General features: G+C 36.6%; 20 protein-coding genes. 15 read left to right on the top strand and 5 right to left on the bottom strand.

Annotation, left to right across the window (positions count from 1 at the left end; all coding sequences use genetic code 11):
- The first annotated feature begins 67 nt into the window (after positions 1 to 67).
- The 9 genes from I4641_RS19960 (at position 68) to I4641_RS19925 (ending at position 6,613) form a co-directional block, all read left to right on the top strand.
- Positions 68 to 325 carry a hypothetical protein gene (locus I4641_RS19960; protein ID WP_229642344.1) on the top strand — a complete coding sequence of 86 codons (258 nt, stop codon included), beginning with the start codon at positions 68 to 70 and terminating at the stop codon, positions 323 to 325.
- Between the two features lie 75 nt (positions 326 to 400).
- Positions 401 to 1,342, top strand: coding sequence for a sulfotransferase family protein (locus I4641_RS19955; RefSeq protein WP_229642343.1), 942 nt, complete (start codon positions 401 to 403; stop codon positions 1,340 to 1,342).
- Entirely contained in the window at positions 1,339 to 2,316 is a 978-nt protein-coding gene (locus I4641_RS19950; RefSeq protein ID WP_229642342.1) for a glycosyltransferase family 4 protein, read from the top strand. Before I4641_RS19955 ends, I4641_RS19950 begins: the two co-directional genes overlap by 4 nt.
- A complete protein-coding gene (locus I4641_RS19945; protein WP_229642341.1) occupies positions 2,313 to 3,596 on the top strand; it encodes a lipopolysaccharide biosynthesis protein in 1,284 nt (427 codons plus the stop codon). Before I4641_RS19950 ends, I4641_RS19945 begins: the two co-directional genes overlap by 4 nt.
- A 102-nt stretch (positions 3,597 to 3,698) precedes the next feature.
- Positions 3,699 to 5,684 carry a DEAD/DEAH box helicase family protein gene (locus I4641_RS19940; RefSeq protein WP_229642340.1) on the top strand — a complete coding sequence of 662 codons (1,986 nt, stop codon included), beginning with the start codon at positions 3,699 to 3,701 and terminating at the stop codon, positions 5,682 to 5,684.
- Between the two features lie 2 nt (positions 5,685 to 5,686).
- Complete coding sequence (locus I4641_RS19935) at positions 5,687 to 5,878, top strand: CxC ATPase DNA modification system associated small protein (RefSeq protein ID WP_229642339.1); 192 nt, start codon at positions 5,687 to 5,689, stop codon at positions 5,876 to 5,878.
- Between the two features lie 6 nt (positions 5,879 to 5,884).
- A complete protein-coding gene (locus I4641_RS19930; protein WP_229642338.1) occupies positions 5,885 to 6,031 on the top strand; it encodes a hypothetical protein in 147 nt (48 codons plus the stop codon).
- Between the two features lie 2 nt (positions 6,032 to 6,033).
- Positions 6,034 to 6,168, top strand: coding sequence for a hypothetical protein (locus I4641_RS23950; RefSeq protein WP_263858294.1), 135 nt, complete (start codon positions 6,034 to 6,036; stop codon positions 6,166 to 6,168).
- A gap of 61 nt (positions 6,169 to 6,229) precedes the next feature.
- A complete protein-coding gene (locus I4641_RS19925; RefSeq protein ID WP_229642337.1) occupies positions 6,230 to 6,613 on the top strand; it encodes a hypothetical protein in 384 nt (127 codons plus the stop codon).
- Positions 6,614 to 6,636: 23 nt separating this feature from the next.
- Here I4641_RS19925 and I4641_RS19920 read toward each other — a convergent pair whose 3' ends face one another.
- The gene (locus I4641_RS19920) at positions 6,637 to 7,875 is read right to left on the bottom strand and encodes a glycosyltransferase family 61 protein (protein ID WP_229642336.1); all 1,239 of its coding nucleotides are present in this window, start codon (positions 7,873 to 7,875) and stop codon (positions 6,637 to 6,639) included.
- A gap of 433 nt (positions 7,876 to 8,308) precedes the next feature.
- Here I4641_RS19920 and I4641_RS19915 point away from each other — a divergent pair, with 433 nt between their 5' ends.
- The 3 genes from I4641_RS19915 to I4641_RS19905 all read left to right on the top strand — a co-directional run bounded on the left by I4641_RS19915 (position 8,309) and on the right by I4641_RS19905 (position 12,097).
- Positions 8,309 to 9,316 (top strand): polysaccharide biosynthesis/export family protein, encoded by a 1,008-nt coding sequence (locus tag I4641_RS19915; protein ID WP_229642335.1) that lies wholly within the window; start codon positions 8,309 to 8,311, stop codon positions 9,314 to 9,316.
- 14 nt (positions 9,317 to 9,330) lie between these two features.
- Positions 9,331 to 10,755 carry a GumC family protein gene (locus I4641_RS19910; protein WP_229642334.1) on the top strand — a complete coding sequence of 475 codons (1,425 nt, stop codon included), beginning with the start codon at positions 9,331 to 9,333 and terminating at the stop codon, positions 10,753 to 10,755.
- A 61-nt stretch (positions 10,756 to 10,816) separates the two neighbouring features.
- Positions 10,817 to 12,097, top strand: coding sequence for an O-antigen ligase domain-containing protein (locus tag I4641_RS19905; protein WP_369426850.1), 1,281 nt, complete (start codon positions 10,817 to 10,819; stop codon positions 12,095 to 12,097).
- A 158-nt stretch (positions 12,098 to 12,255) separates the two neighbouring features.
- Here the strand turns inward: I4641_RS19905 and I4641_RS19900 are convergent, their stop codons facing one another.
- Together I4641_RS19900 and I4641_RS19895 are read right to left on the bottom strand one after the other, a co-directional pair.
- Positions 12,256 to 12,480: a response regulator gene (locus tag I4641_RS19900; RefSeq protein ID WP_369426849.1), complete on the bottom strand. Its 225-nt coding sequence runs from the start codon at positions 12,478 to 12,480 to the stop codon at positions 12,256 to 12,258.
- Between the two features lie 3 nt (positions 12,481 to 12,483).
- Positions 12,484 to 13,518 carry a glycosyltransferase family 2 protein gene (locus I4641_RS19895; protein ID WP_229642331.1) on the bottom strand — a complete coding sequence of 345 codons (1,035 nt, stop codon included), beginning with the start codon at positions 13,516 to 13,518 and terminating at the stop codon, positions 12,484 to 12,486.
- Positions 13,519 to 13,692: 174 nt separating this feature from the next.
- Here I4641_RS19895 and I4641_RS19890 point away from each other — a divergent pair, with 174 nt between their 5' ends.
- Genes I4641_RS19890 through I4641_RS19880 form a run of 3 tightly spaced genes read left to right on the top strand, consistent with a single transcriptional unit; the run spans position 13,693 to position 20,392 of the window.
- A complete protein-coding gene (locus I4641_RS19890; protein WP_229642330.1) occupies positions 13,693 to 17,178 on the top strand; it encodes an ATP-binding protein in 3,486 nt (1,161 codons plus the stop codon).
- A complete protein-coding gene (locus I4641_RS19885) occupies positions 17,171 to 18,088 on the top strand; it encodes a response regulator (RefSeq protein ID WP_229642329.1) in 918 nt (305 codons plus the stop codon). The genes I4641_RS19890 and I4641_RS19885 overlap by 8 nt, the downstream gene beginning before the upstream one ends.
- Positions 18,089 to 18,094: 6 nt before the next feature.
- Positions 18,095 to 20,392: an NACHT domain-containing protein gene (locus I4641_RS19880; RefSeq protein WP_229642328.1), complete on the top strand. Its 2,298-nt coding sequence runs from the start codon at positions 18,095 to 18,097 to the stop codon at positions 20,390 to 20,392.
- On the opposite strand, the gene I4641_RS19875 is transcribed toward I4641_RS19880, so the two are convergent.
- Both I4641_RS19875 and pssD read right to left on the bottom strand, forming a co-directional pair.
- Positions 20,381 to 20,926: a glycosyltransferase gene (locus tag I4641_RS19875; RefSeq protein ID WP_229642327.1), complete on the bottom strand. Its 546-nt coding sequence runs from the start codon at positions 20,924 to 20,926 to the stop codon at positions 20,381 to 20,383. The genes I4641_RS19880 and I4641_RS19875 overlap by 12 nt on opposite strands.
- 33 nt (positions 20,927 to 20,959) lie before the next feature.
- Positions 20,960 to 21,403 (bottom strand): PssD/Cps14F family polysaccharide biosynthesis glycosyltransferase, encoded by a 444-nt coding sequence (gene pssD / locus I4641_RS19870; RefSeq protein WP_229642326.1) that lies wholly within the window; start codon positions 21,401 to 21,403, stop codon positions 20,960 to 20,962.
- Positions 21,404 to 21,655: the final 252 nt, after the last annotated feature.

The following is a 21,655-nucleotide window of genomic DNA, read 5'->3' as shown; positions in this document are numbered from 1 at the left end:
CGATCGCTCTTTTTTTTCCCTGATTATAACCTAAACTAGGTGCGTCTAAGCTTATGATGATGAATTATTGTGGGATGAAGAATTATGGGATGAAGGATACTATTGGGATCGCAATAATGATTACTTTTTTGAAGGCTTATATCGAGAATTAACCGATGCTGTCTTTTATGCTCGTCATCCTGAATTATCCCATCATGTATCGAGAAGAAGCACTATGAATTGGTCAGGAGAATGGACATTTATTCGCCAACATTTTGCGGATTTTGAACAAGAAAAATTTTTAAAACAACAACTAATTCCTATCTGCGATCGCTATCAATATTAAAGCAATATTAATATTTTGGGCTGTGTAAACTAGACTACATATATTTATTTTTTAATTAAATTGGGAACTCTATAAATGTTGCTTGGTCAATCTATTTTTAATAGTAAATGTCCTCCTATGACTCTACCCAATTTTCTAATTGTTGGTGCTGCTAAAGCAGGAACAACTGCTTTATACAGATATCTCCAGCAGCATCCACAAATCTACATGACTCCCACCAAAGAAACCAATTTTTTTGCTTTTGAAGGTGAAGTAATTAATTTTGCGGGAGTGGGAGACGAAGCCCTCAGAGAATTTTCAATTACCGATTTTAAAACCTATCAAGCACAATTTCAGGGAGTTACTGAAGAAAAAGCGATCGGCGAAGCTTGTCCTTCCTATCTTTACTATCCGCAAGCAGCAGCTAAAATTAAACAATATACTCCTGATGCCCGTTTAATTGTTATTCTGCGTAACCCTATCACTAGAGCCTATGCTAATTTCTTGCATACAGTACGGGACGATCGCGAATACCATCATGATTTTGCTTTAGCATTACAAGATGAAGCAACAAGAATTGCTGATAATTGGGAATGGTTTTGGCATTATATTCAGGTTGGTTTTTATGGGAGACAATTGCAACATTATTATGAATATTTCCCTAGAGATCGTATTAAGATCTATCTCTACGAAGATTTAAAAACCGATGCGATCGCTTTACTACAAGATATTTTTCGGTGGTTGGAAGTTGATGCTTCTTTTGTTCCCGATATGGCTTTACATCCGAATAAATCGGGAATGCCCAAAAATAAATTACTCCACCGCATTTTAACTAAACCCAATCCTGTTAAAACTCTATTAAAACCATTATTTCCTGCGAAACTTCGCCAAAAAATTCAGCATCAAAATCTCAATACGCCTCAACTTTCTCCAGAAGTTAAACAGCAATTATTAGATTTATATCGTGCAGACATCCTCAAGTGTCAGGATTTAATTCAGCGAGATCTCCAACCTTGGTTAGGGGAGAGTGCTGTATGAAACCAACAGTTTGGCACGTAATAGGGGATAAGCGAGCAGGAGGATCTAATCGTCTCGTCCAACAGTTAGTTACTTCCTCCTTAAACGAACAATTTGATTTTGAAGTATTACGTCTCGAAACAGCTAAAGAGAAATTAAAATCTTCTTCTCCCCAAGGAATTATTTTTCACTATCCCTGTGCTTGGAAATATCTGGATGATTTGTGGTTATTAAAGCAAAAGAGCCAGCTATATATTTACGATCATCATTACTCCCAGGGATTTGAACAACATCAAGTCGCATCTTTATGTCGCTTTCGTCTAATGCTAAAACTAGCATATGGTTTAGCCGATGGGGTGATTAGTATTTCCCATGCTCAACGAGACTGGATGGTAAGTAATAAATTGGTTAAACCCAGTAAAATTAAGACTATTTTTTCCGCCTCTCCTGTTGATGCACTTCTAACAATTGCTGCCAAAAGTCCGAGTAATCCTTTGAAAATTGGAGCTTATGGTCGCTTTGCCCCCCAAAAAGGTTTCGATCTCTTATTACCCGCTTTTGCATCCTTACCTGCCGATAAATTTCAGCTATATCTTGGCGGTTATGGGCAAGACGAACAATTAATCGAGGACTTAGCTAAAGATTTGCCTCACGTTAAATTGATAGGTGCAATTGAAGATGTGCCAGCTTTTTTAGCCGACTGCGATGTTATTGTAATTCCTTCCCGTTGGGAACCTTGGGGATTGGTATGTTTGGAAGCCAAAGCAGCGGGTAAACCAGTCATTGTGTTTGATGTTGATGGTTTAAAAGAGCAAGTACAAAACTGTGGCTTATTAGTACCTGGCGATGACTCAGATAAATTAACTAAAGCGATCGCATCTTTACCAGGGCAAGATTTAGCAGCTTGGGGAGAGGCAGGTAGAGCCTCTGTAGTGAATGCCTGGTCAGAATTTTTGCATAGTTGGTCGCTATTTTTAGAGGAAATAACAGGGTGAAACCAAAAAATGTTTGGCGTAAATTAAGCCAGCGGTTTAAAAAAGTCGATAGTCCTTTTACTCGCAATCTTGGATGGCTAGGACTATCGGGAGCAGTAATTCGCGTCACACGGTTACTAACTACCGTTGTACTGGCAAGGTTTCTAACCCAACATGATTATGGTTTAGTAGCGATCGTTTTAACAGTTAATGATATCGTCCGCGTCTTTACTCGTAATGGGATTGGCACTCGTTTGATTCAAGCTAAAGCAGAAGATATTTCCCAACTGGCCCAGTCAGCCTATTGGCTAAATTGGGCAATTTCCATCGCCCTATTTATTACTCAATGTATAGCTGCATTTCCCTTGGCTTGGTTTTATCGTGACGATCAGTTAATTTTGCCGATCTGTACCATGGCGATTAGTTTACTATTATTGCCTCATGGTTTGGTTCAGGCTGCCTTAATTCAACGAGAGAACCGCCTTAAAGCGATCGCTGTAGTGGAAATGGTGCAGTTTTCTACCGATAATATCCTGTCTTTAATATTTGCGATCGCAGGATGGGGTATGTGGGCAATTATTTTACCTAAACTGCTTGTACCACCAATTTGGGTATACATCATGCTTAAAAATCATTCTTGGCGACCAAAGCTTAAGTTTACTACCGTTGGCTGGAGCGATCTACTGCGTTTTGGACGGAATGTTTTGGGAGTAGAACTACTGAATAACCTGCGGGGTAATTTAGACTATTTAATAGTCGGACGTTTTCTCAGCATCGAAGCATTGGGAATCTATTATTTTGCTTTTAATGCAGGTTTAGGAATCAGCTTAGGCATCATTACTTCAATCAAATCTGCTTTGCTACCCCATCTTTGTGATGCTCGTGCCAATCTCCCACAGTTCAAACAAAGGTATTTTAGCAGCCTGAAAACTATCTCTTTAATTATTTTACCGATGGTACTTTTACAATCCAGTCTTGCACCTATCTATGTCCCCATAGTCTTCGGCGAGAAATGGATTCCCGCTATTCCCGTCCTAATTCTGATTTGCTTATCTGCAATTCCCCGCCCTTTTGCCGATTCTGCCTCTCAGCTATTAATAGCTGTCGATAAACCTCAAATCGATTTACTTTGGAATGTTATCTTTACTGTTTTATTTAGCGTTACTTTACTAATTGGGGTGCAGTGGCAAAGTATCGGTGTCGCAACTACGGTTTTATTAATTCATGCTGTATGTCTGCCTTTGTTTACTATTTGGGTAACGCAATATGTGTTTAAAAGATTGTCTGCGGTAGAAAAATAGTCAACCGATGAACGTAATCCTTGATTATCGCCTAATAACAATAAATAATGTTGATTTAGATTAATTTTTGGGAATCATAAAAATATGTAATTCATTCTATTTATGGTGAGAGCATTGGCTCAAGAATTCTACGGACAGGAAACAATACTAGAATTAGCAAGTCATTATCGAAGTGGAAAAGCTAGTTTAGGTACAGATTTTTTTGCTCCTTGCTTAAAATATTGCATTCAATACCGTCGTGCGGTTGGTTATTTTTCTAGTGGGGCTTTAATTGTTTGGTCGGAGGCTATTCCCCACATCGCAACAGAAGATGTTGTAATTAAGCTGATTATTTCACCAGAGTTGTCGGAACAAGATAAAACTACGATAGAACAAGCCATTGATGAATCAGAGAGAAATAAACTTAGACAAATAATTGCAGATCGAATTATCGAAGATGCACTTAAATTATCAAAACAGCCTAATTCTATTGTTATTAAGCAGCAATTATTGGCTTGGATGATAGCTAATGATAAGTTGATGTTACGCTTTGCTTTTCCTCAACATATTGAGCAAGCTGAAATATTTCATAAAAAAATAGGTATATTTGATTTTCCTTGGGGTGATAAAGTTGCTTTTACAGGTTCGGCTAATGAATCTCTTAATGGTCATAGTCGAAATTATGAATCTATCGATGTTTATCGCAGTTGGATAGCAGCAGATGAAGAAAGAGTAGAAATTAAAGTAGAAGAATTTCAGGAAGCTTGGGAAGAGGAATCTACAGGACTAAAAATATTATCTCTTTCCTCTGAGACAATCAAATTTGTTCGCTCTTATGCGCCTTCTGAAAAACCTTTAATCACTCCTGAAATAACTGAAATTATTTCTCCCATTGAACCAGCAAAATCTAACTATCGTTGGCGACATCAAGAAGAAGCAGTAGAAAAATTTCTAAAAATAGGACATGGTGTCCTTGAAATGGCTACGGGTACAGGAAAAACACGCACAACCTTAAAAATTCTAAGTCGATTAGATGACGATAAGGAAATAGATGGAATTATTGTAACCACAGATGGGAAAGACTTACTAGATCAGTGGAGTAAAGAAGTAGAAAAATGGTCGATAGAAGGTTCAAGACCTTTTCGAGTTCTTAAACACTACGATAGTTATCATCAACTAGAAAGTTTTGCTAATCATCCTCAAGGATCGCTAATTGTTATATCGCGACAAAAACTCGCTTCACTATTAAGTCGTCTAGAGAAAAGAGAAAGAAACAGAATTTTTATCGTACATGATGAAGTTCATGGCTTGGGTAGTCCAGCAAATGTAGAACAACTAACTGGCGAACACGAATCTTTCGGTTACAGATTAGGTTTAAGTGCAACTCCAGAAAGAGAATATGACACTGAAGGTACTGATTTTATTTTTCAGGAAATTGGAGATGTATTTTTTGAATTCACTTTAAAAGAGGCAATTGAAAGGGGAATACTTTGTGAGTTTAATTATGTTGCTTTGCCTTACGAACTCACTGATTCTGATAAATACAGATTAAAGCAAGTTTACCAAAAGAAGGCTGCTCGGAAAAAAGAAGGAAAACCAATGTCAGATAGAGAAGTTTGGACAGACCTTTCTAAAGTTTATAAAACTGCCGAACAAAAGCCAGAAGTTTTTGCTGAGTTTTTACAAACTAATCCTCAAATTCTCAAGTCTACAATTCTATTTGTAGAAACTACAGAATTTGGAGAACAAATTTTAGAAATAATTCATAACTATACTTATCGTTATCGTACCTACTATTCTGGAGAAGATAAACAAAGTCTTCAAGATTTTGCCAACGGTGATATTGATTGTTTGATAACTTGTCATCGTTTATCCCAAGGTATTGATATTCAGAATCTTCAAAACGTGATTCTTTTCTCTTCAGCGCGAGCAAAATTAGAAACTATTCAGCGTATTAGTCGTTGTTTGAGGACAAATCCTCAATGTCCCGACAAAAAAGCTGCTGTTGTCGATTTTATCTTGCAATCTACTGAAAGCGATCGCATTAGTGCAGATGAAGAACGTTATCAATGGTTATTAGAACTATCAGAAATTAGGAGGAAAGAATAAAAATGTCTTTAGATTCAGAAATTATCAAAGCAATTCAGGATGCTATCAAGGAAGAAGATCAGTCTGATTCAGTAGCTAAACGTCTAATTGCTTGGATTGAAGCAATGAGTAATTCAGAGCTTAGTAACACCGACAACAGTAATCATTTAGATTCAATTTATAACGTGATTGATATTACAAAAATACAAGAATAATTAATTATGAGAATACATATTTTAGGTTGGCAAAGTACGGGATTACGCTGTCCAGATATGGAAATAAACTTAATATCTGAGAATAATGTGCCTCAAATATCTCTCATTCAAACATTCAAATGCCTAATGGTACGGCAAAAACAACTACATTAACAATGATTCGTGCAGCAATGAATGGTGATGCAGAAAAATGGAATCATGATGAGGTAATGAGTTTTAGAAGAGTAGGAGAAACTAATTCTGAAGGGTGTTTTATTCTTAAGCCAAGACACAAAAGATTGGTTTTCTAATGTTCAGAAACAAACTAATCAACAAATTAAAACTGATTTTGATCTATATTATTTCTGTTTAATGCTGGGATTAGCTACAGAAAAATGCAGTGATCCTACTACGCGATGTAAAGAACATCGTGATTTTAGAGATGAATTTGTTAGTGACTATAAACCACATCAAAATCTAATTATTGGATTACTAATTAGAGCGGAGTTATCAAAATTTGGAATTAGTCTTGATGAAAAAGAAGATACTAAAAAACACTTAATAAAATTAATCGATCCCAGCAGCATCACTAATTTAACTAATGAAGGAATAGATAGTATGAATGCTTATGCAAGTGGAGGATTTGATTATCTTACAGAAAACTTTGATTCAAAACCCTATCACGTTGAAGAATTTCTAATTAGCTATGTCAAACTTTTGCAAAAAGCTGTTGATGGGAGCAAATTATGGAGTTAATCAAGAAAAAGCGATCGCCCTTTTTATTTCTCCATTTGTTCTAAAAGGTTGAGTAACTCACTAACATCAACCATCATGTCCCCATCTTTTTGACGGACTTCTCCTCTAGGAGGTGGACAACCAAGACAACCATATTTAAAGTCCATCCCTCTAGCAAGATTAGCAAATTCTCGACCGACATAAGCACCAAATAACTCTAGGATAATCGGATTATCAGCGAAGATTAGATTAGTTAAACCAGCACCATGAGGGGCAATAATTACTTTGGCTTGAGCGAATAATTTTACCTGTTCGATATAGCTCATTTCTTCTAAAATATAGGGTGTAAATCCTAGAGGTTTTAAGGCTTCCATTACTTCATTTTCATTGGCTATGCGTCTGCCTAATGCTTTTCTTCTAGAGACAAAAACTTTGGAAGAAAAAGAAATATGTTTATTTTCTAGATTAGAAATATTACCGAGCATTTTTTGTTTTAACCACTGACAAGCACTAACAGAAATTTCGCCGTGAATTTCATCATAAGAACGACGAAAAGAAGGCACAACTAATTTAGTAATAGTCCTTCTGAAATCTTGCCAAAAAATCAAATCTTCTGCTTCATAGCCCAATAGTTGTAGAGAATCTCGCTGCCACGATCGCAAGTTGCTTTCAACAATTAGTTTTGGTTTGATTCCCGTCTGTTGTTGATAGTATTCAATCCCCTCTAGTTGAGTTAAAGTATCTACTGTCCAGTGCCAAAAGTTGTTACTCCAGGGATTGGTTAAGATACAAGCAAGATCAATATTTGATTTTCGATCTTTTGAGTTAAATTGGGAGGCGATTATAGTTTTGATCGAAACATTTTGAGCAACATGAGCTTCAATTGAATTAAATATAGGTAAAGTAGTTTCTAGTATTAAATAACCACTGCGATCAAAAGCTACAGGATAGTGACCAATGATTTCTGCTTGTTCTAATTCGCACACAAAAGGCTGAACTATTTTTTCTTTCATGGGGTAGATTCTTTGGGCAATACGAGGTGGTATTGGTTTGGGTGTATAGAAATTTCCAAAGCTAATTATTTCTGCCGAACTAAATTCTTGTAATTTATATTTTTTTCTTGCCGTTAATAAATTGTTTCTGGAAACTGTTTTTAATTTAATTATTTTTAGATAAATTTTAAATAATACTAAAGACAACTTACGGTAAGTATAATAAATTTCACGATAAGCTATTCTTATTTTTTGATTCTTTTTAAAATTATTTTTTATGTATTCAATCATTTATATTTTAGTTAAAATTAAAACAATAGATATTTTGACACGAACCCATCGCCAACTTTAGCAGAAAAAAACAAACTTGCCAGTTTTTAAAAACTCTTTAGATGCAATATTTGTGAATGTAATTTAGCTTACAAAAATTCGTATAGCTCAAGCTGCAAAAGCTATTCAGAAAATAACAATAAACAAAAATATATTTGAACATACTTGTCAACAGCAAATTTACTAATAAACAATAGTTGGCAATTTCAATCATCAAAAAAATAGTAAGAAACTAGGTGGTTTTAATGATGTTTTAACTTTAAGATTGTTGGGAATATAAAATCCACTAAAAGAAAATATTATCTAGCTTTCAGTAGGGGGTGAAAATTGCATGATATTAGCTTTACAGCCAAAAAATAGCTGTAGTATCTGTTTAAAATTAAGCATTATTCTAATGGCAATATTTAACGCTTCGTCAAGTATTGCTTTGCCTTTGTCTCCAGGCGATCGCGTAGAGGTTTCTATTCCCCAAGAAACTTATTTTAGTCGCGTATATGAAGTCAATGAGGAAGGAAATTTAGAAATCCCTTACCTTGGAACAGTTGCCGTCGCAGGATTAGAGCTAGATCACGTAGAAGATAAATTAGCCTATTCCTTAGTTAATCAGGGTTTTTTCCCCCCCAATACTTTACAAATGACAATTCAGGTCATTGAATGGTCGCCAATTACGGTACAAGTTGCTGGTGAATTGTTCCAACCAGGGGCAATGCAAATTAATCTCCCTTATTATCCTGAAGAATCGGCAGTATCGCCTGATGCCAATCAAATCACGGGAGAGTTTCCGTATCGTCGGTATTTGACTGATGCTCTAGAAGCAGCGGGGGGAGTATTGCCTACTGCTAATGTCAAAGAAATTCGCCTAATTCGTAATGGCAACGAACAAATTTTTGATTTATCTGGCGCACTAACAGGAGAACCCTTTGAAAATGTACCTCTGATATCAGGCGATCGCATTATAGTGCCTGCTGCGGAAAGATTTCAAGCAGAATTGGTTCGTCCATCAGCAATTACCCGTCCAGGGATTAAAGTTTTTGTCTCTAATTTAACCGTTCCTGCCACTAGTAATGCTACTTCAGCTATTGGCAATACAGAAGAAGGAATTACGTTCCCCTATGGCGCGCGCTTTAGCCAAGCAGTAATTGCAACTAATTGTGCTGGGGGAACCAAGTCAGTCAACGCTGATCGCAAGGCAGTTTTAGTCAGAGTAGATCGCTTGACAGGAGAAACAAACCATCTCGAAAGAGGAGTAGAAGATTTGTTGCGAGATTCCCATAATAATGACGATAATCCCTTGCTAATGCCTAGAGACGGGGTAGCTTGTTATGACTCCAAGGTAACTAACATCAGAGATATTTTTCAAACTCTGGGAGATATTATCAACCCTCTAAATGGCTTGTTTTAGTCATCAGTAGATCTATGTCATCTTCTTCCGAATCTATAACTATTATCGATGATGAACCAATTAAAAAATATCTGTGGTTGAGATGGCTTAAATATTTATTATTAGCTGCTACTTTTAATAGTGCTGTTTGGGGGTTAGCACTTACTTATTTAAAAAAAACTCCCCCTACTTTTATCAGCGAGTTAATCATTCATGTTGCAGGTAGTTCTCCTGGGGTAAGCGTCAATTTGCCCAGTATCGGTCAAGCAAATACTTCTAGCGGTACTTCCTTTGGTTCCCATTCGGATCCTCGCGAAAATTACAAACTAATGGCAACAAGTAATACAGTTTTAAGAACAGCAGCAGAATCTCTAGAAATATCTGTATCTAAATTGGGAAAGCCGAATGTCACTCTAATTAATAATACAACCCTATTGCAGTTAGAAGTAAGTGGGGAAGATCCTAAAGTAGCAGAATCAAAAGCCTGGGCATTGTATCAATCACTATATAAACGTTTGAATGTATTGCGATCGCAAGAACAAAAGGAAAGAGATAAGTCGGTTCAACAGATCTTAGAAGATACTCGCATCAAGTTAACTGAGGCTCAAAATCAACTCTCTGGTTACAAATTAAAGTCAGGTTTTAATTCTTCAGACCAGATTACCAACTTAATTGGCAATATGGGTGATTTACAAACAAAATTAATTGATGCGATCGCTCAATATCGTCAGACCAATGATAATTTGCAACAATTAGTCAGTACTTTAAGAGTCTCTCCTCAAAAAGCAGCCGATGCTCTAGTACTACAAACAGACCAAGAGTTTCAAAAGATCCTGACGGAATATACTGATGCCACCACGATTTTAACTAACCTTTTACCCAATCGCGGACATAATTATCCTGATGTAGTCGAAGCCAGACAAAAACAACAGGCTTCTCTTAAGGTTTTGCTTCAAAGAGGTCAAAAGTTACTCGGTATTCCCGTCGAACAACTCAGTCTAGAACGATTAATTTTAGACAATAGTAATGGTTCGGGGGTCAAACGAGGAGATTTATTTGTTCAGTTAGTCAAGACTAATGCGGAGTTAAAAGGATTAGAAGGACAAATCGCAACTCTAAAGTCTCAAATTACCGAACAAAAAGCAGAATTGAACATTCTAACGGAAAAAGAAACAATTCACGATCATTTAGACCGCGATTTACAAATAGCCCAAGCAGTATTTGCTTCAACTCTTACCAAAATAGATCTTAGTAAAGGCGATCCTTTTGCTTCCTTTCCCATGATCCAAATTATTGAAGAACCTACTCTCCCCGAAGAACCCAGCGCACCTAAACCCAAACTTGTATTAGCTGGTGCATTTGTTGGTTCGTTGTTTGTCACTGTGGGATTAACTTTGTTATGGTGGCGCGAACCTCTTTTGAAAATTTCCAAACAGATAGTAAAAAAAGCGATCGAATAATTTTTTCTCTATTCCTTTCTATATCTAATCTATATCTAAATGTTGGGAGTCTAACAACTTGATTTTCTCCAAAGAGATTCAACCGCAAAACTTTCCCGAACGAGTTGTGTGGTATGCCATGACTTGGACTTATTTTTTCTATCTCCTAGGTGCTACTTATATCGTTGGTTCGGTAGTCGCCTGGATTTTATTTGCCTATTTGCTGCTAAAACTTTGGTTGCAAGACGAATCTACTCCTGAGTCCGAAAAAATTATCATTCCTTGGATTACCTGGGTCTGGATTATAGGTATGTTAATGATGGAAGTAGCTTTGATTATGGGTCACTTAGATTATAATCTCCCTACCTCCCAAATTATTAAATCATCTATTGGCTGGGGAAAAGGTTGGGCATTAATTGCTCTTTATCCCTTGGCTGGCTGTTTGAATATTAGACCGCAGATCGTCTATCGTGCTGCTTGTATAATTTGTTTTCATACATTGGTCATTTCACCCCTGTTAATTGCTGCACCCTTATTACATTTACCGCAAACTTTATATGTATCTCCTCTAAAAGCTGTTGGTGCAGGATTAGGACCTATTTTTTTTGACGTATCGCTATATGCAGTAGATTTTGATGGACAAATACGCCAGCGTTTATTTACTCCCTGGGGACCAGCATTAGGTTTTGTGGCTAATATCTACTTTACTTTGTCTGTACAAGAACAAGATAAAAAGTGGCGTTGGTATGGCATTATTGGCGCAATTTATCTTTCCCAAATTTGCAAATCTCGGTTGGCTCAAGTATGTATACTTAGTACTCCTATTTTCATTTTTGTCTTATCGCGGTTAATACGTCCCTACATATTGATACTTATGGGCTTTGCTAGCGTCGTTAGTGGTATTCTCGCCATTAATATCATGAATGGCATTAGTGCTTTCTGGACAAGTTTTAAGGCCCAAAGAGCAGCATCAAGTAGGGTTCGGGGAGCTTTGAAAGAAATTGCTTTTTATCGGGCTCAGACTGAAGCACCAATTTGGGGACATGGGGTTTTACAAATGGGTCCTCATGTAGTGGAATTTATGCCCATCGGCTCTCATCATACCTGGGCTGGATTAGCTTTTGTGAAAGGAATGGTAGGTTTTTATTCCTTAGCTATTCCGATGGTTTTAGGTTTTTTGTTCTTGCTAGTCAAAGCTCAAAAAAGTCAGGATGCAGCAACAGGGCTAGCAATTTTATTTATTTTGTTTCTTTATACTTTTGGTGAGAATTTAGAGATTCTAGCTTATCTTTATTGGCCTGGTTTAATTGTGATGGGAATTGGATTTAGTAAAGATAGGACTACAGCCAAACAAAAAGTTTAATAAACATACCTTAGTTTATTTTGAGGCTTATTTTTAATCTGATAAACATTGTCTTGTAATTTTTCCTTAAGAGAGTGTATTTCTTCAAATTGCTGTTTTATTTTTTTGGTTTTATCTCTATTAATACCTGCTTGTTTTATTTTTTCTGACAAGTTAGTTCAGTTTATAGGTTTAACTAAATAGTCAGTAATTCCCACATCAAAACTACGATAGATAGAATCGCGATCGTCTAGAGCAGTCATCATGAAAATTGGTGGGCATTGAATACCTAAAAGACTCCTTAGTTTAAGAGAGCAATTAAACCCATCAATACCTGGCATAACTGCATCTAGTAAGATCAAATCAGGAGATTTACTTTGGTATGGATTTGATAAATAATTTATTTTCTAGGCAAATTTCACGGTAAAGCGATCGCGTAAAATATGGAGTTGCTGACTGATGCCAGTTAACTTGAGTGCGAATCTTTCACATCCTTGATAAAAAGATAAAGGTAATAGTCTGAGTAGATAAGCAGCGAAGATAGTTTGTATAGTGCGGGAAGGTTCGCTCAAGATAATTTGCCAATGAGTAGCCAGGGCTTGATGGGTTAGCCTCACTGCCATTTTGCTATCTTTAAGTCGTACTGCACGACGAGCTAGATACCTTAATTGGAAAGCTCTAGCAGGGTTTTCATATTGAGCTAACAATTCAGGAGAGCGATCGCGATGTTTCTCGATCATTTGTGACCAAGAGTCATATTGTTTGAGGACATTAGCCGACAATCCTTCACCATTGACGCGATATAAAGTTAAAGCATCCCCAATGCCTTCGATTAGCCAAGAAGTTTCTGATGCAATACGCAACCAACATTCAATATCTTCTGACTGACGGAAATTTTCATCAAAATAGAAGTTTTCTATTTGTCCGTATAAATTATCTTGAAAACAAATCGCCGAAAAGACTTCCTTGCGAATTACAGGTGCTGAACCATTCCCAATCGGATTACGACAAAGGAGGTGAGAGGGAGTAATATCTTGCAGTTTGGGCATTTGATAAATACCTAATGGTTGACTTTCTCCATCAATAAACTGGGAACGACTAAAACTAACTCCCACTTGAGGTGCAGAATCTAGATGTTGGACGTGCCGAGCTAATTTTTCAGGTAACCATAGATCGTCGGAATCGAGAAATGCTAAATAATCTCCTTGAGCGTGACGAATCCCCGTATTTCTTGCTCCTGCTAAACCACGATTCTGTTGATGAATAATTTTAATTCGGGGGTCATTAAACTGCTGACAAATTTCAATACTGCGATCGGGGGATTCGTCATCAATAATTAAGACTTCAAAGTTAGTATAAGTCTGACTTAAAACTGAATTAATAGTCTGAGCAATATAGTTTTCAACGTTATATACAGGAATAATTACAGATACTAGTTTCATAAGGATTAACTTAACTGGTGATTAATCTCATTATTGTCAGTTGCTATATGCGATCGCGTCTGTTTTAGACCTTGTTTGGTATAACTTGCTGTATAACTTTCAATTTACTGGTCAAGTATCAAGTTAAAGATTACAAAGGAGAAATATACGAGCTTAATTTAATTAAAATAATTTATGTCAGAGCGAGAAAAAATTCGTCATTTACTGACAGTTAAAGATGGCAAGGGAAAAAAAACCTATGCTTTAGAAGCAGAAACCTATTCCCTGGGTCGAGAGATTAGCAACTCGATTGTGTTGCATGGGTCATCAATTTCTCGACAGCACGCAACTATTTTACGTATTCCGGCGATAGACGAAGATCGCTCTTATTTTCGGATCATTGATGGAAACTTCAATGGAAAAAGAAGTACCAATGGAATTTGGGTTAATGGTCGCAAGTGTCTCACTAGAGATCTTAAACACGGAGACAAAATTGAGTTTGGTGGTAAAGTCTCTGCTAAATATTATTCTTTGCTAAATTTATCGGATTCTGAATTTTCCGAACTAGATCCATTAGAAGATGTTTCGCGTTTTTTATCGAAAGCTAGTAAAGCGAGTAATTCTTATAAAACTCTAATTGCTCCCGAAAATAATTCTGTTGATGCTAACGATATCGCTCTAGCACGCTTAGCTTCTTTTCCCGAATTGATTCCCGATCCCATTATTGAAATAGATATTCAAGGAAAAATCACCTATCTCAATCCCGCAGCCATTCGACAGTTTCCTGAATTAAAGAAAAAGGGTATCGAACATCCTATTTTGTTAGATTTACTTTATTTAGTTCAAGAAAAGTCAGAATCAACATTTATTAGAGAAATTATCTGTAATGATGCAGTATTCGAGCAATCAGTACATTATTTGCCCCAAAGCGATCTAATTAGAATCTTTAGCACTAATATTAGCGATCGCCGAAGGGCAGAGCGAGAAAGAGAGCAACGAGATCGTTTACTACAAAAGGTATTTGCTGCCCAAGATTTGACCTTAAAACAACGTATTCAACATCTACTGGAGATTGGCTGTGAATCTTTTAACCTAGAAGTTGGTTTTGTGAGTAAAGTCGAGCAAAATTTCTTAAAACAACAGGCTATTTATGGTCGTCAAAGTAAAATAAATTCTTATTTTGATTTTTTTAAAATTTCCCTAAGAAGCGATCGCCAACCTTGGGCGCGAACTTTAGCCAGCAAAGAAGCGTGTTATCTATTGAATGGAGAGACAGTAAACTCTAATTTAAAATCTCTTAAAACCTATTTTGCTAAGAGTATTGTGATGGCAGGAGAAGTTTATGGCATTCTTGGTTTTGTAAGTCATAGATCTAGACAATCTAGCTTTAGTCAAGCAGATCGTCAGCTTTTAAAGCTAATGACTCAATGGTTAGGTAGTGAAATTGAGCGTCAACAAATTCAAGTTCGCCTGGAACAACAATATTCCAAAACAGTTTTACTTAAATACATCACCGAAGAAATTCGACAAAGCTTAGATACACAGCAAATTGTCCAAACTACCGTGAATCAAGTTGGTGCTGCTTTTGGCGTTAATCGCTGTATTATTCATCGTTATATAGAAGACTCTCCTCCCAGTATTCCCTGTGTAGCTGAATATCGCAGCCACGATGTCCTTTCTATGCTTAATTTAGAAATTTCTATTGTGGATAATATTCATACCCAAAAAGTATTAAGCCAAGAGCAAGCTGTAATCAGTGATGACGTAACTCAAGATATTTTGCTTCAGCCAATGTTCCATGTTTGCCAACAATTAGAAATCATGTCCATGATTTCAGTCCGTACTTCTTATAAAGGGCAGATTAACGGTGTAATCACCCTTCATCAATGCGATCGCCCGCGTCAGTGGCAAGATGATGAAATTGAATTATTAGAAGCTGTGGCAGCTCAAGTAGGGATTGCTTTAGGACAGGCACAGTTATTGGCGAAAGAAACTTCACAAGCTAGTCTCTTATCAAAACAAAATCAGCAATTAGATGCTGCTAAACAAGCAGCAGAAGCAGCAAATCAGGAAAAGAGTCAATTTCTAGCTACCATGAGTCATGAATTACGTACCCCTATGAACGCAGTGATTGGCATGACGGGGTTATTGCTCGATACCGATTTAGATAATCAGCAAATAGAGTTTGCTAAGACCATCCGCAACAGTGGGGAAATATTACTGTCTTTGATTAACAACATTCTCGATTTTTCTAAAGTCGAAGCAGGAAAAATGTCCCTAGAGCGACATTCATTTAATTTAGCTACTTGTTTGCAAGATACTTTAGAACTAGTCAGACCTCAAGCTACGGCTAAAGCAGTTAAACTACTTTACCAGATCGATCAATCTATTCCCCAGAACATCGTGGGCGATATCGCTAGACTAAGACAAGTTTTGAGCAATTTGCTTGCCAATGCAATTAAGTTTACCGATCAGGGTCAAATCGAACTGGCGATCGCAGGAAAGTTATTAACAGGACAGGAAAATACCTATCAAATTCAATTTATGATTCAAGATACAGGAATTGGTATTCCTCCTGAAAAGCAGCAGTTTTTATTTCAATCTTTTAGTCAAGTTGATGCCTCGGTTAATCGTAAGTATGGCGGTACAGGTTTAGGATTAGCGATTTGTAAACAGTTGGTTGAGTTGATGAAGGGGACTATCTGGGTGGAAAGTCAAGGGAGTATAGCTGGTAATCCACCTTCTAACTGGCAAGTTATTAAAACTAACGACCATAAATATGGTGCAAGATTCTATTTTACCGTTGAAGCGGCAGCAAGTGCGACTTGTTTTGTTCCTCAAATAGAACAATCTAGCAACCAAACTTCTAGCCCAACTATGCCACGAAAAACCAGAAATCTTCGAGTTTTACTAGCCGAAGATAATAGTGTCAATCAACGAGTTGCTAGTTTGATTCTGGAAAAATTAGGTTATCGAGCCGATATTGTCAGTAATGGCTTAGAAGCAGTCAATTTATTAGAAACTGTTCCCTACGACTGCATTCTGATGGATGTGGAAATGCCAGAAATGGATGGCATTACGGCAACAAAAAAAATAATAGAACAAGATTTAGCCCACGTTCCATATATCATTGGTTTAACTGCTTATGCTACCGTTGCAGACCGCGATCGCTGTTTTCAAGCAGGAATGCAAGACTTCATTACCAAACCAATTAGGGTAGAAGAATTAGAACGAGCATTAGATAAAATTATTGCCTTAAAACAGGAAAATCCAGTTTTAGAATTGCCCGTATTAGTAACCCAAGATGATTCCTCTTCCAAGCTAGAACAAACAACTTTAGATGTTACTGTTTTAGATGCTCTGCGCCAGCTTGCAGGGGCAAAAGCTCAAGAATTTTTGACTAAAATTATTAATCAGTATTTGGAAGATACTCCCGATCGCCTAAAAGCGATCGCTGATGCTCTAGAAGCTAAAGATCCAGAAGCATTACGTAAAGCTGCTCACAGTCTTCGTTCTGGCAGTGCTAACCTGGGCGCAGTGATTGTTGCTGATTGCTGCAAAAATCTTGAAGATATGGCTCGAAGAGGGGAAGTACCTAAAAATTTAGATATTTTAACCAAGCTAGAAATCGAATATACCAAGACTAAAATCGCTTTACAACAGGAATGCAACCATGAGTGAATTACAATCAGACTCAACTCCTCTCGTTCTTATTGTGGATGACGATCGCACGATGCGTTCTTTGCTTAATTTAGCAATGGAAGAAGAAGGTTATCGAGTGGCAGAGGCAGAAAATGGACAACAGTGTTTAGCGGAATATACTTATTTAAAACCCGATCTGATTCTTTTGGATGCAGTCATGCCAGATATTGACGGTTTTACCTGCTGTCAAAAAATCCGTAGTTTGCCTGGAGGCGATCGCCTGCCTATTTTGATTATTACGGTACTTGATGACCAAGAATCTGTAGAACAAGCTTTTGAGACAGGAGCGACTGATTATATTACCAAGCCTATTCACTGGTCAGTTTTGTCTCAGCGAGTACGCCGTTTACTAGATGGGGAAAGGGCTTGGACAGAGTTAAACACCATTAAAGAGAAAGCTGACGCTCGACAGGATTGGACGGAATTAGTTAGTACCGCTCTGCAGCAATTAGTTTCTGGCAATCGCTCTAATAATTCAATTCAGCAAATTTTAGACTCGATCCAAGAATGGTTAGCAGCTTCTAAAATTGTTCTCTATCAAGGTGATGGAAGGCAATATTCGACTACTTCGGCAACAAAATATAATTCAGTTAAAAATTTTTCCGACGCAGATCTTAATTTAATAACTGAGTTTGGGGAACAATATTCACAGGGAATACCTATTGCTATAGAAGATTTATCTCAAGCAGATCTACCATCCTCTTTGATTAATCAATTCAAGCAAGTTGATACTAAGTCTTTGTTTATCCTGCCGATTAAAAGGGGCAAGCAAATCTTAGGCTTACTGATGATTCATTTCTCTCAATCATCTCTCAATCATCGGCTGGAAGATAATCGAGGGTTAGACTTAGCCAATCTTTTAACAATAGTCATAACTAATAATCAATAACTAACTATGGCAAAGCGATCGCTCAAAGCATCTCCCCTGGGAATAAATCAAGCTAAAAAGGCTTTTGAGCGCATTGGCTGGACTCAAGAATACTTGGCAGCGGAAGTAGGTTTATCAACTCGTCAGCCAGTCTGGAAATTTTTTTCAGGTAAACCAATTGAACGCAATACTTTTATCGATCTTTGCTTTCAACTAAGTCTAGATTGGCAAGATATTGCTGATTCTCCTCCTCTACCCCCTAGAGAAAAAAGTGATGCTTCACTAGAACCAAAAATAGCAACCAGTACATCAAAATCCGATCGCTTAGTTTCTCAAGTGCGATCGCAAATATCTGGGCAAATCGAAGCTCAGTGTAGTACTATTCAGTCTTTTTTTGAATTTGCTCAACCTTTGGATTTAGACAATATCTATACAGAGCAAAATGTACTTACTCGCCTCAGTAATCAACGTTGGCTAGAAATATCCGATCTTCAAAGTTCTCGTCAACGTAGTCTAGCTGATTTAACCAAGGAAACTATTCCCGCTTTAAAGGCTGTTACCAAACATCAAAAGCTAATGCTACTTGGTAAACCAGGGGCGGGAAAAACCACTTTTTTACAGTATCTTGCTCTTGAGTGTATTAGGGAAAAATTTAAAGCTGACTGTGTTCCCGTGTTTATTCCCCTCAGAACTTTTGTGCTTCAGGCTAAAGAATGTGAGGATTTTAGTTTATTAGGTTATCTCAATCGCTTTTGGGATAATTACAATTTATCTGCTACCGAAATAACTACCTTACTGCAACAAGGAAAAGTCTTAATCCTCCTGGACGGGTTAGATGAAATCCCGCCAGAGTACGAACAAAAGATTTTTCAACAGATTCTACAATTTTCTCAACTTTATTATCAAAATTCTTTGGTAATTACTTGTCGGTTAGCGGGACAACAATATCGCTTTAATGGCTTAAGCTATGTTGAATTAGCTGATTTTAATCGCAATCAAGTAGAAATTTTTGCTCAAAAATGGTTTATTGCTACGGCTTATGATGCTCAGACAGGCAAAGCCAAAGCCCAACAATTTCTCGAACAACTGCAAGATAAAAATAATCAAGCAATTCGAGAATTAGTCAGTACCCCTATCTTATTGAACCTGATCTGTTCCGTCTTTCAAGAACGCTTATCGTTTCCTGATAAACGAGCCAGACTATATCAAGAAGGTTTAGACATTTTGCTAGTACGTTGGGATCGCTCTAGGGGAATTGAACGAGACAGTGCTTATCATCGGCTTGCTTTAGCTGATAAAATTAAACTTCTCAGTCACATTGCTGCGGTTAATTTTGAGCAGGATCGTTATTTCTTGGAAGCGGAGCAACTTTTACAAACCATTGCTGATTATTTAGCAACTTTAGCAAATTTTTCCCCAGATCCTGAAAGTCTTCGTTTAGATAGTCAAGAAATCTTAAGAGCGATCGAAATTCAACATGGACTATTGATTGAAAGAGCTAGGGGAATTTATTCCTTTTCTCACTTAACTTTTCAAGAATACTTAACCGCCAGAAAAATAGTTTCTAGTCTCAATCCAGAAGAATTAAACCATGCTTTAGAACAGTTAGCTAGCCATATTACTAACCCACAATGGCGGGAGGTAATATTATTAACAGCTAGTATGCTTTCCAATGCAGATTATTTAATACAGCAGCTTAAAAAACAAGTTGATACTATCCTTCAACAAGAGCCTTTGCTCCAAAAGTTTTTACAGTTTATCAATCAGAAAACTGAGGTTTTATCCATACCCTACAAGCCAGCAGCAGTAAGGGCATTTTATTTTAGTTTGTTTAGTAATCGTGATTTAAATCTACCGATCGCTCTTGACTCTCAATTAGCTAAAGAATTGCCCAACGATCTTGCTTTAGACTTAGCTTTAGAAAAAGCTTACGATCTTGCTCTTTCTTTAGTGAAAAATCCCAACATCAAACAAATTCTTAACTTCAGTTTTGCCTTGGAATTTGAGTCTAATTTAATTCTCTCCCCAGACATAAAACAAGCTCTTAATAACCTTAAAAAAACACTTCCAGATCCTGCTCAAGGGAAAGAATATTTACTAACTTGGTGGTTAACTAATGGTGATGATTGGGTCAATAAGTTTCGCCAGGCAATTAATGAATATCGTTATTTTGATCTCAGTTGGAATTTTAACTCCGATCAACAAGAGCTATTACACAAATATTATATAAATAACCAATTCTTACTTCAATGCCTTGATAGTAATTTTAATCTGACTTTTATTATACAAAAAACAACTAAAGACACATTTTTTTTAGGAAAATGAGGGAATCAAATCGCCAATAAAATCTTCTGTAAGATCTTCTAAAACTTTATCGGTGTCAAATTGATTTTCTAAAATCACACTTGCTTTAGCGTAATATTTTGATGGATAGTTGTTGATTTCTACTGCAATAGGGTTAGCTAGAAAATAAGCTAAACTACCTGGAGACTTAGCAATGGGAATTCCAATTTCGGCAAGTTTCTCGGCTAACTCTAGTTGGTGATTGTCCACATGCTCTTCAAATTGCTTACTACGTGGAACTAAAATAAAAGGTTTAGAATACTCTGCTAGTAAATCGATTGTTCCTTCTCCACAATGAGCAATAATCAAGCGAGCCTTAGACATCAACTTATGAAAGTCATCTTGAGGTAATAAATCGTATTTACGACCTTGTTTAGGCAAAACATTAGAAGAACCATATTGAATAACAATTTCTTCTTGTTCGGGGTCGAGAAAATTTTGTTCAATTAAATTGTCTATCCATCCCATCAAACGATTGAAAGGAAATCTTTCTGTACCGACAGTTACTAAAATCATGATTGCAAATCTTCTAAGCGATAATCTAAATTATTAAATACGAATTAACTCTGCTTTAGAGTATTTAGCTTCTAGTTCTTCCCATTGAACGTACAGTTTGTCTAGAAAAGGTAAAACTAAACGAGCTGATAAACTTAATTCTTGAACTCTGGTAAATGACTCTATAAAAGCAGTTTTGACACCACAAAATTTTGCCATAATAATAAAAGGAACTGCTATACCTGCACCAGTAGATAATACTAACTGTGGCTTTTCTTTCTTTATAACTTGGTAAGCTAAATACAAATTCTTGAATAAGTTAGGAATATTTCTATTGGTAGGACTATAAGCCCAATAAACTTTTTCTGCATCTAACAATAGTTCGGTAGAATCTGTCTTGAATGTCACCCAACAACATTCGTGTTTTTGCCAAAATGATTGTAATTTTTGTAAGGCGTTCAAATGACCTCCTGTAGAGCTAATAAGTAAAATTTTCATGGTTGTTTTTTTTCTTCGTTCTTGATTACTTATAAGTATCTGATAGTAATGTTTGAGATCGTGTTTGTTTATTTGTTTTAGTTTTGTAATGTTTTGAAAGTTAGAAAATCTGTTCTCAATTACGGCAATGTAGCGATCGCTAGTTTTATTCTGGCAGTGTTGCAAAAAAAAGAATAAAAGGCGTTGGTGAATCAAGGTATGATTTTAAAAAATGCGATCGCCAATAAAATAGTTTTTATGAAATGTCCTGAA

The organism is Waterburya agarophytonicola KI4 (assembly GCF_020640915.1).
In the GTDB taxonomy this organism is placed as follows: Bacteria; Cyanobacteriota; Cyanobacteriia; order Cyanobacteriales; family Xenococcaceae; genus Waterburya; species Waterburya agarophytonicola.
This window is presented reverse-complemented; position numbering and strand designations above follow the sequence as displayed.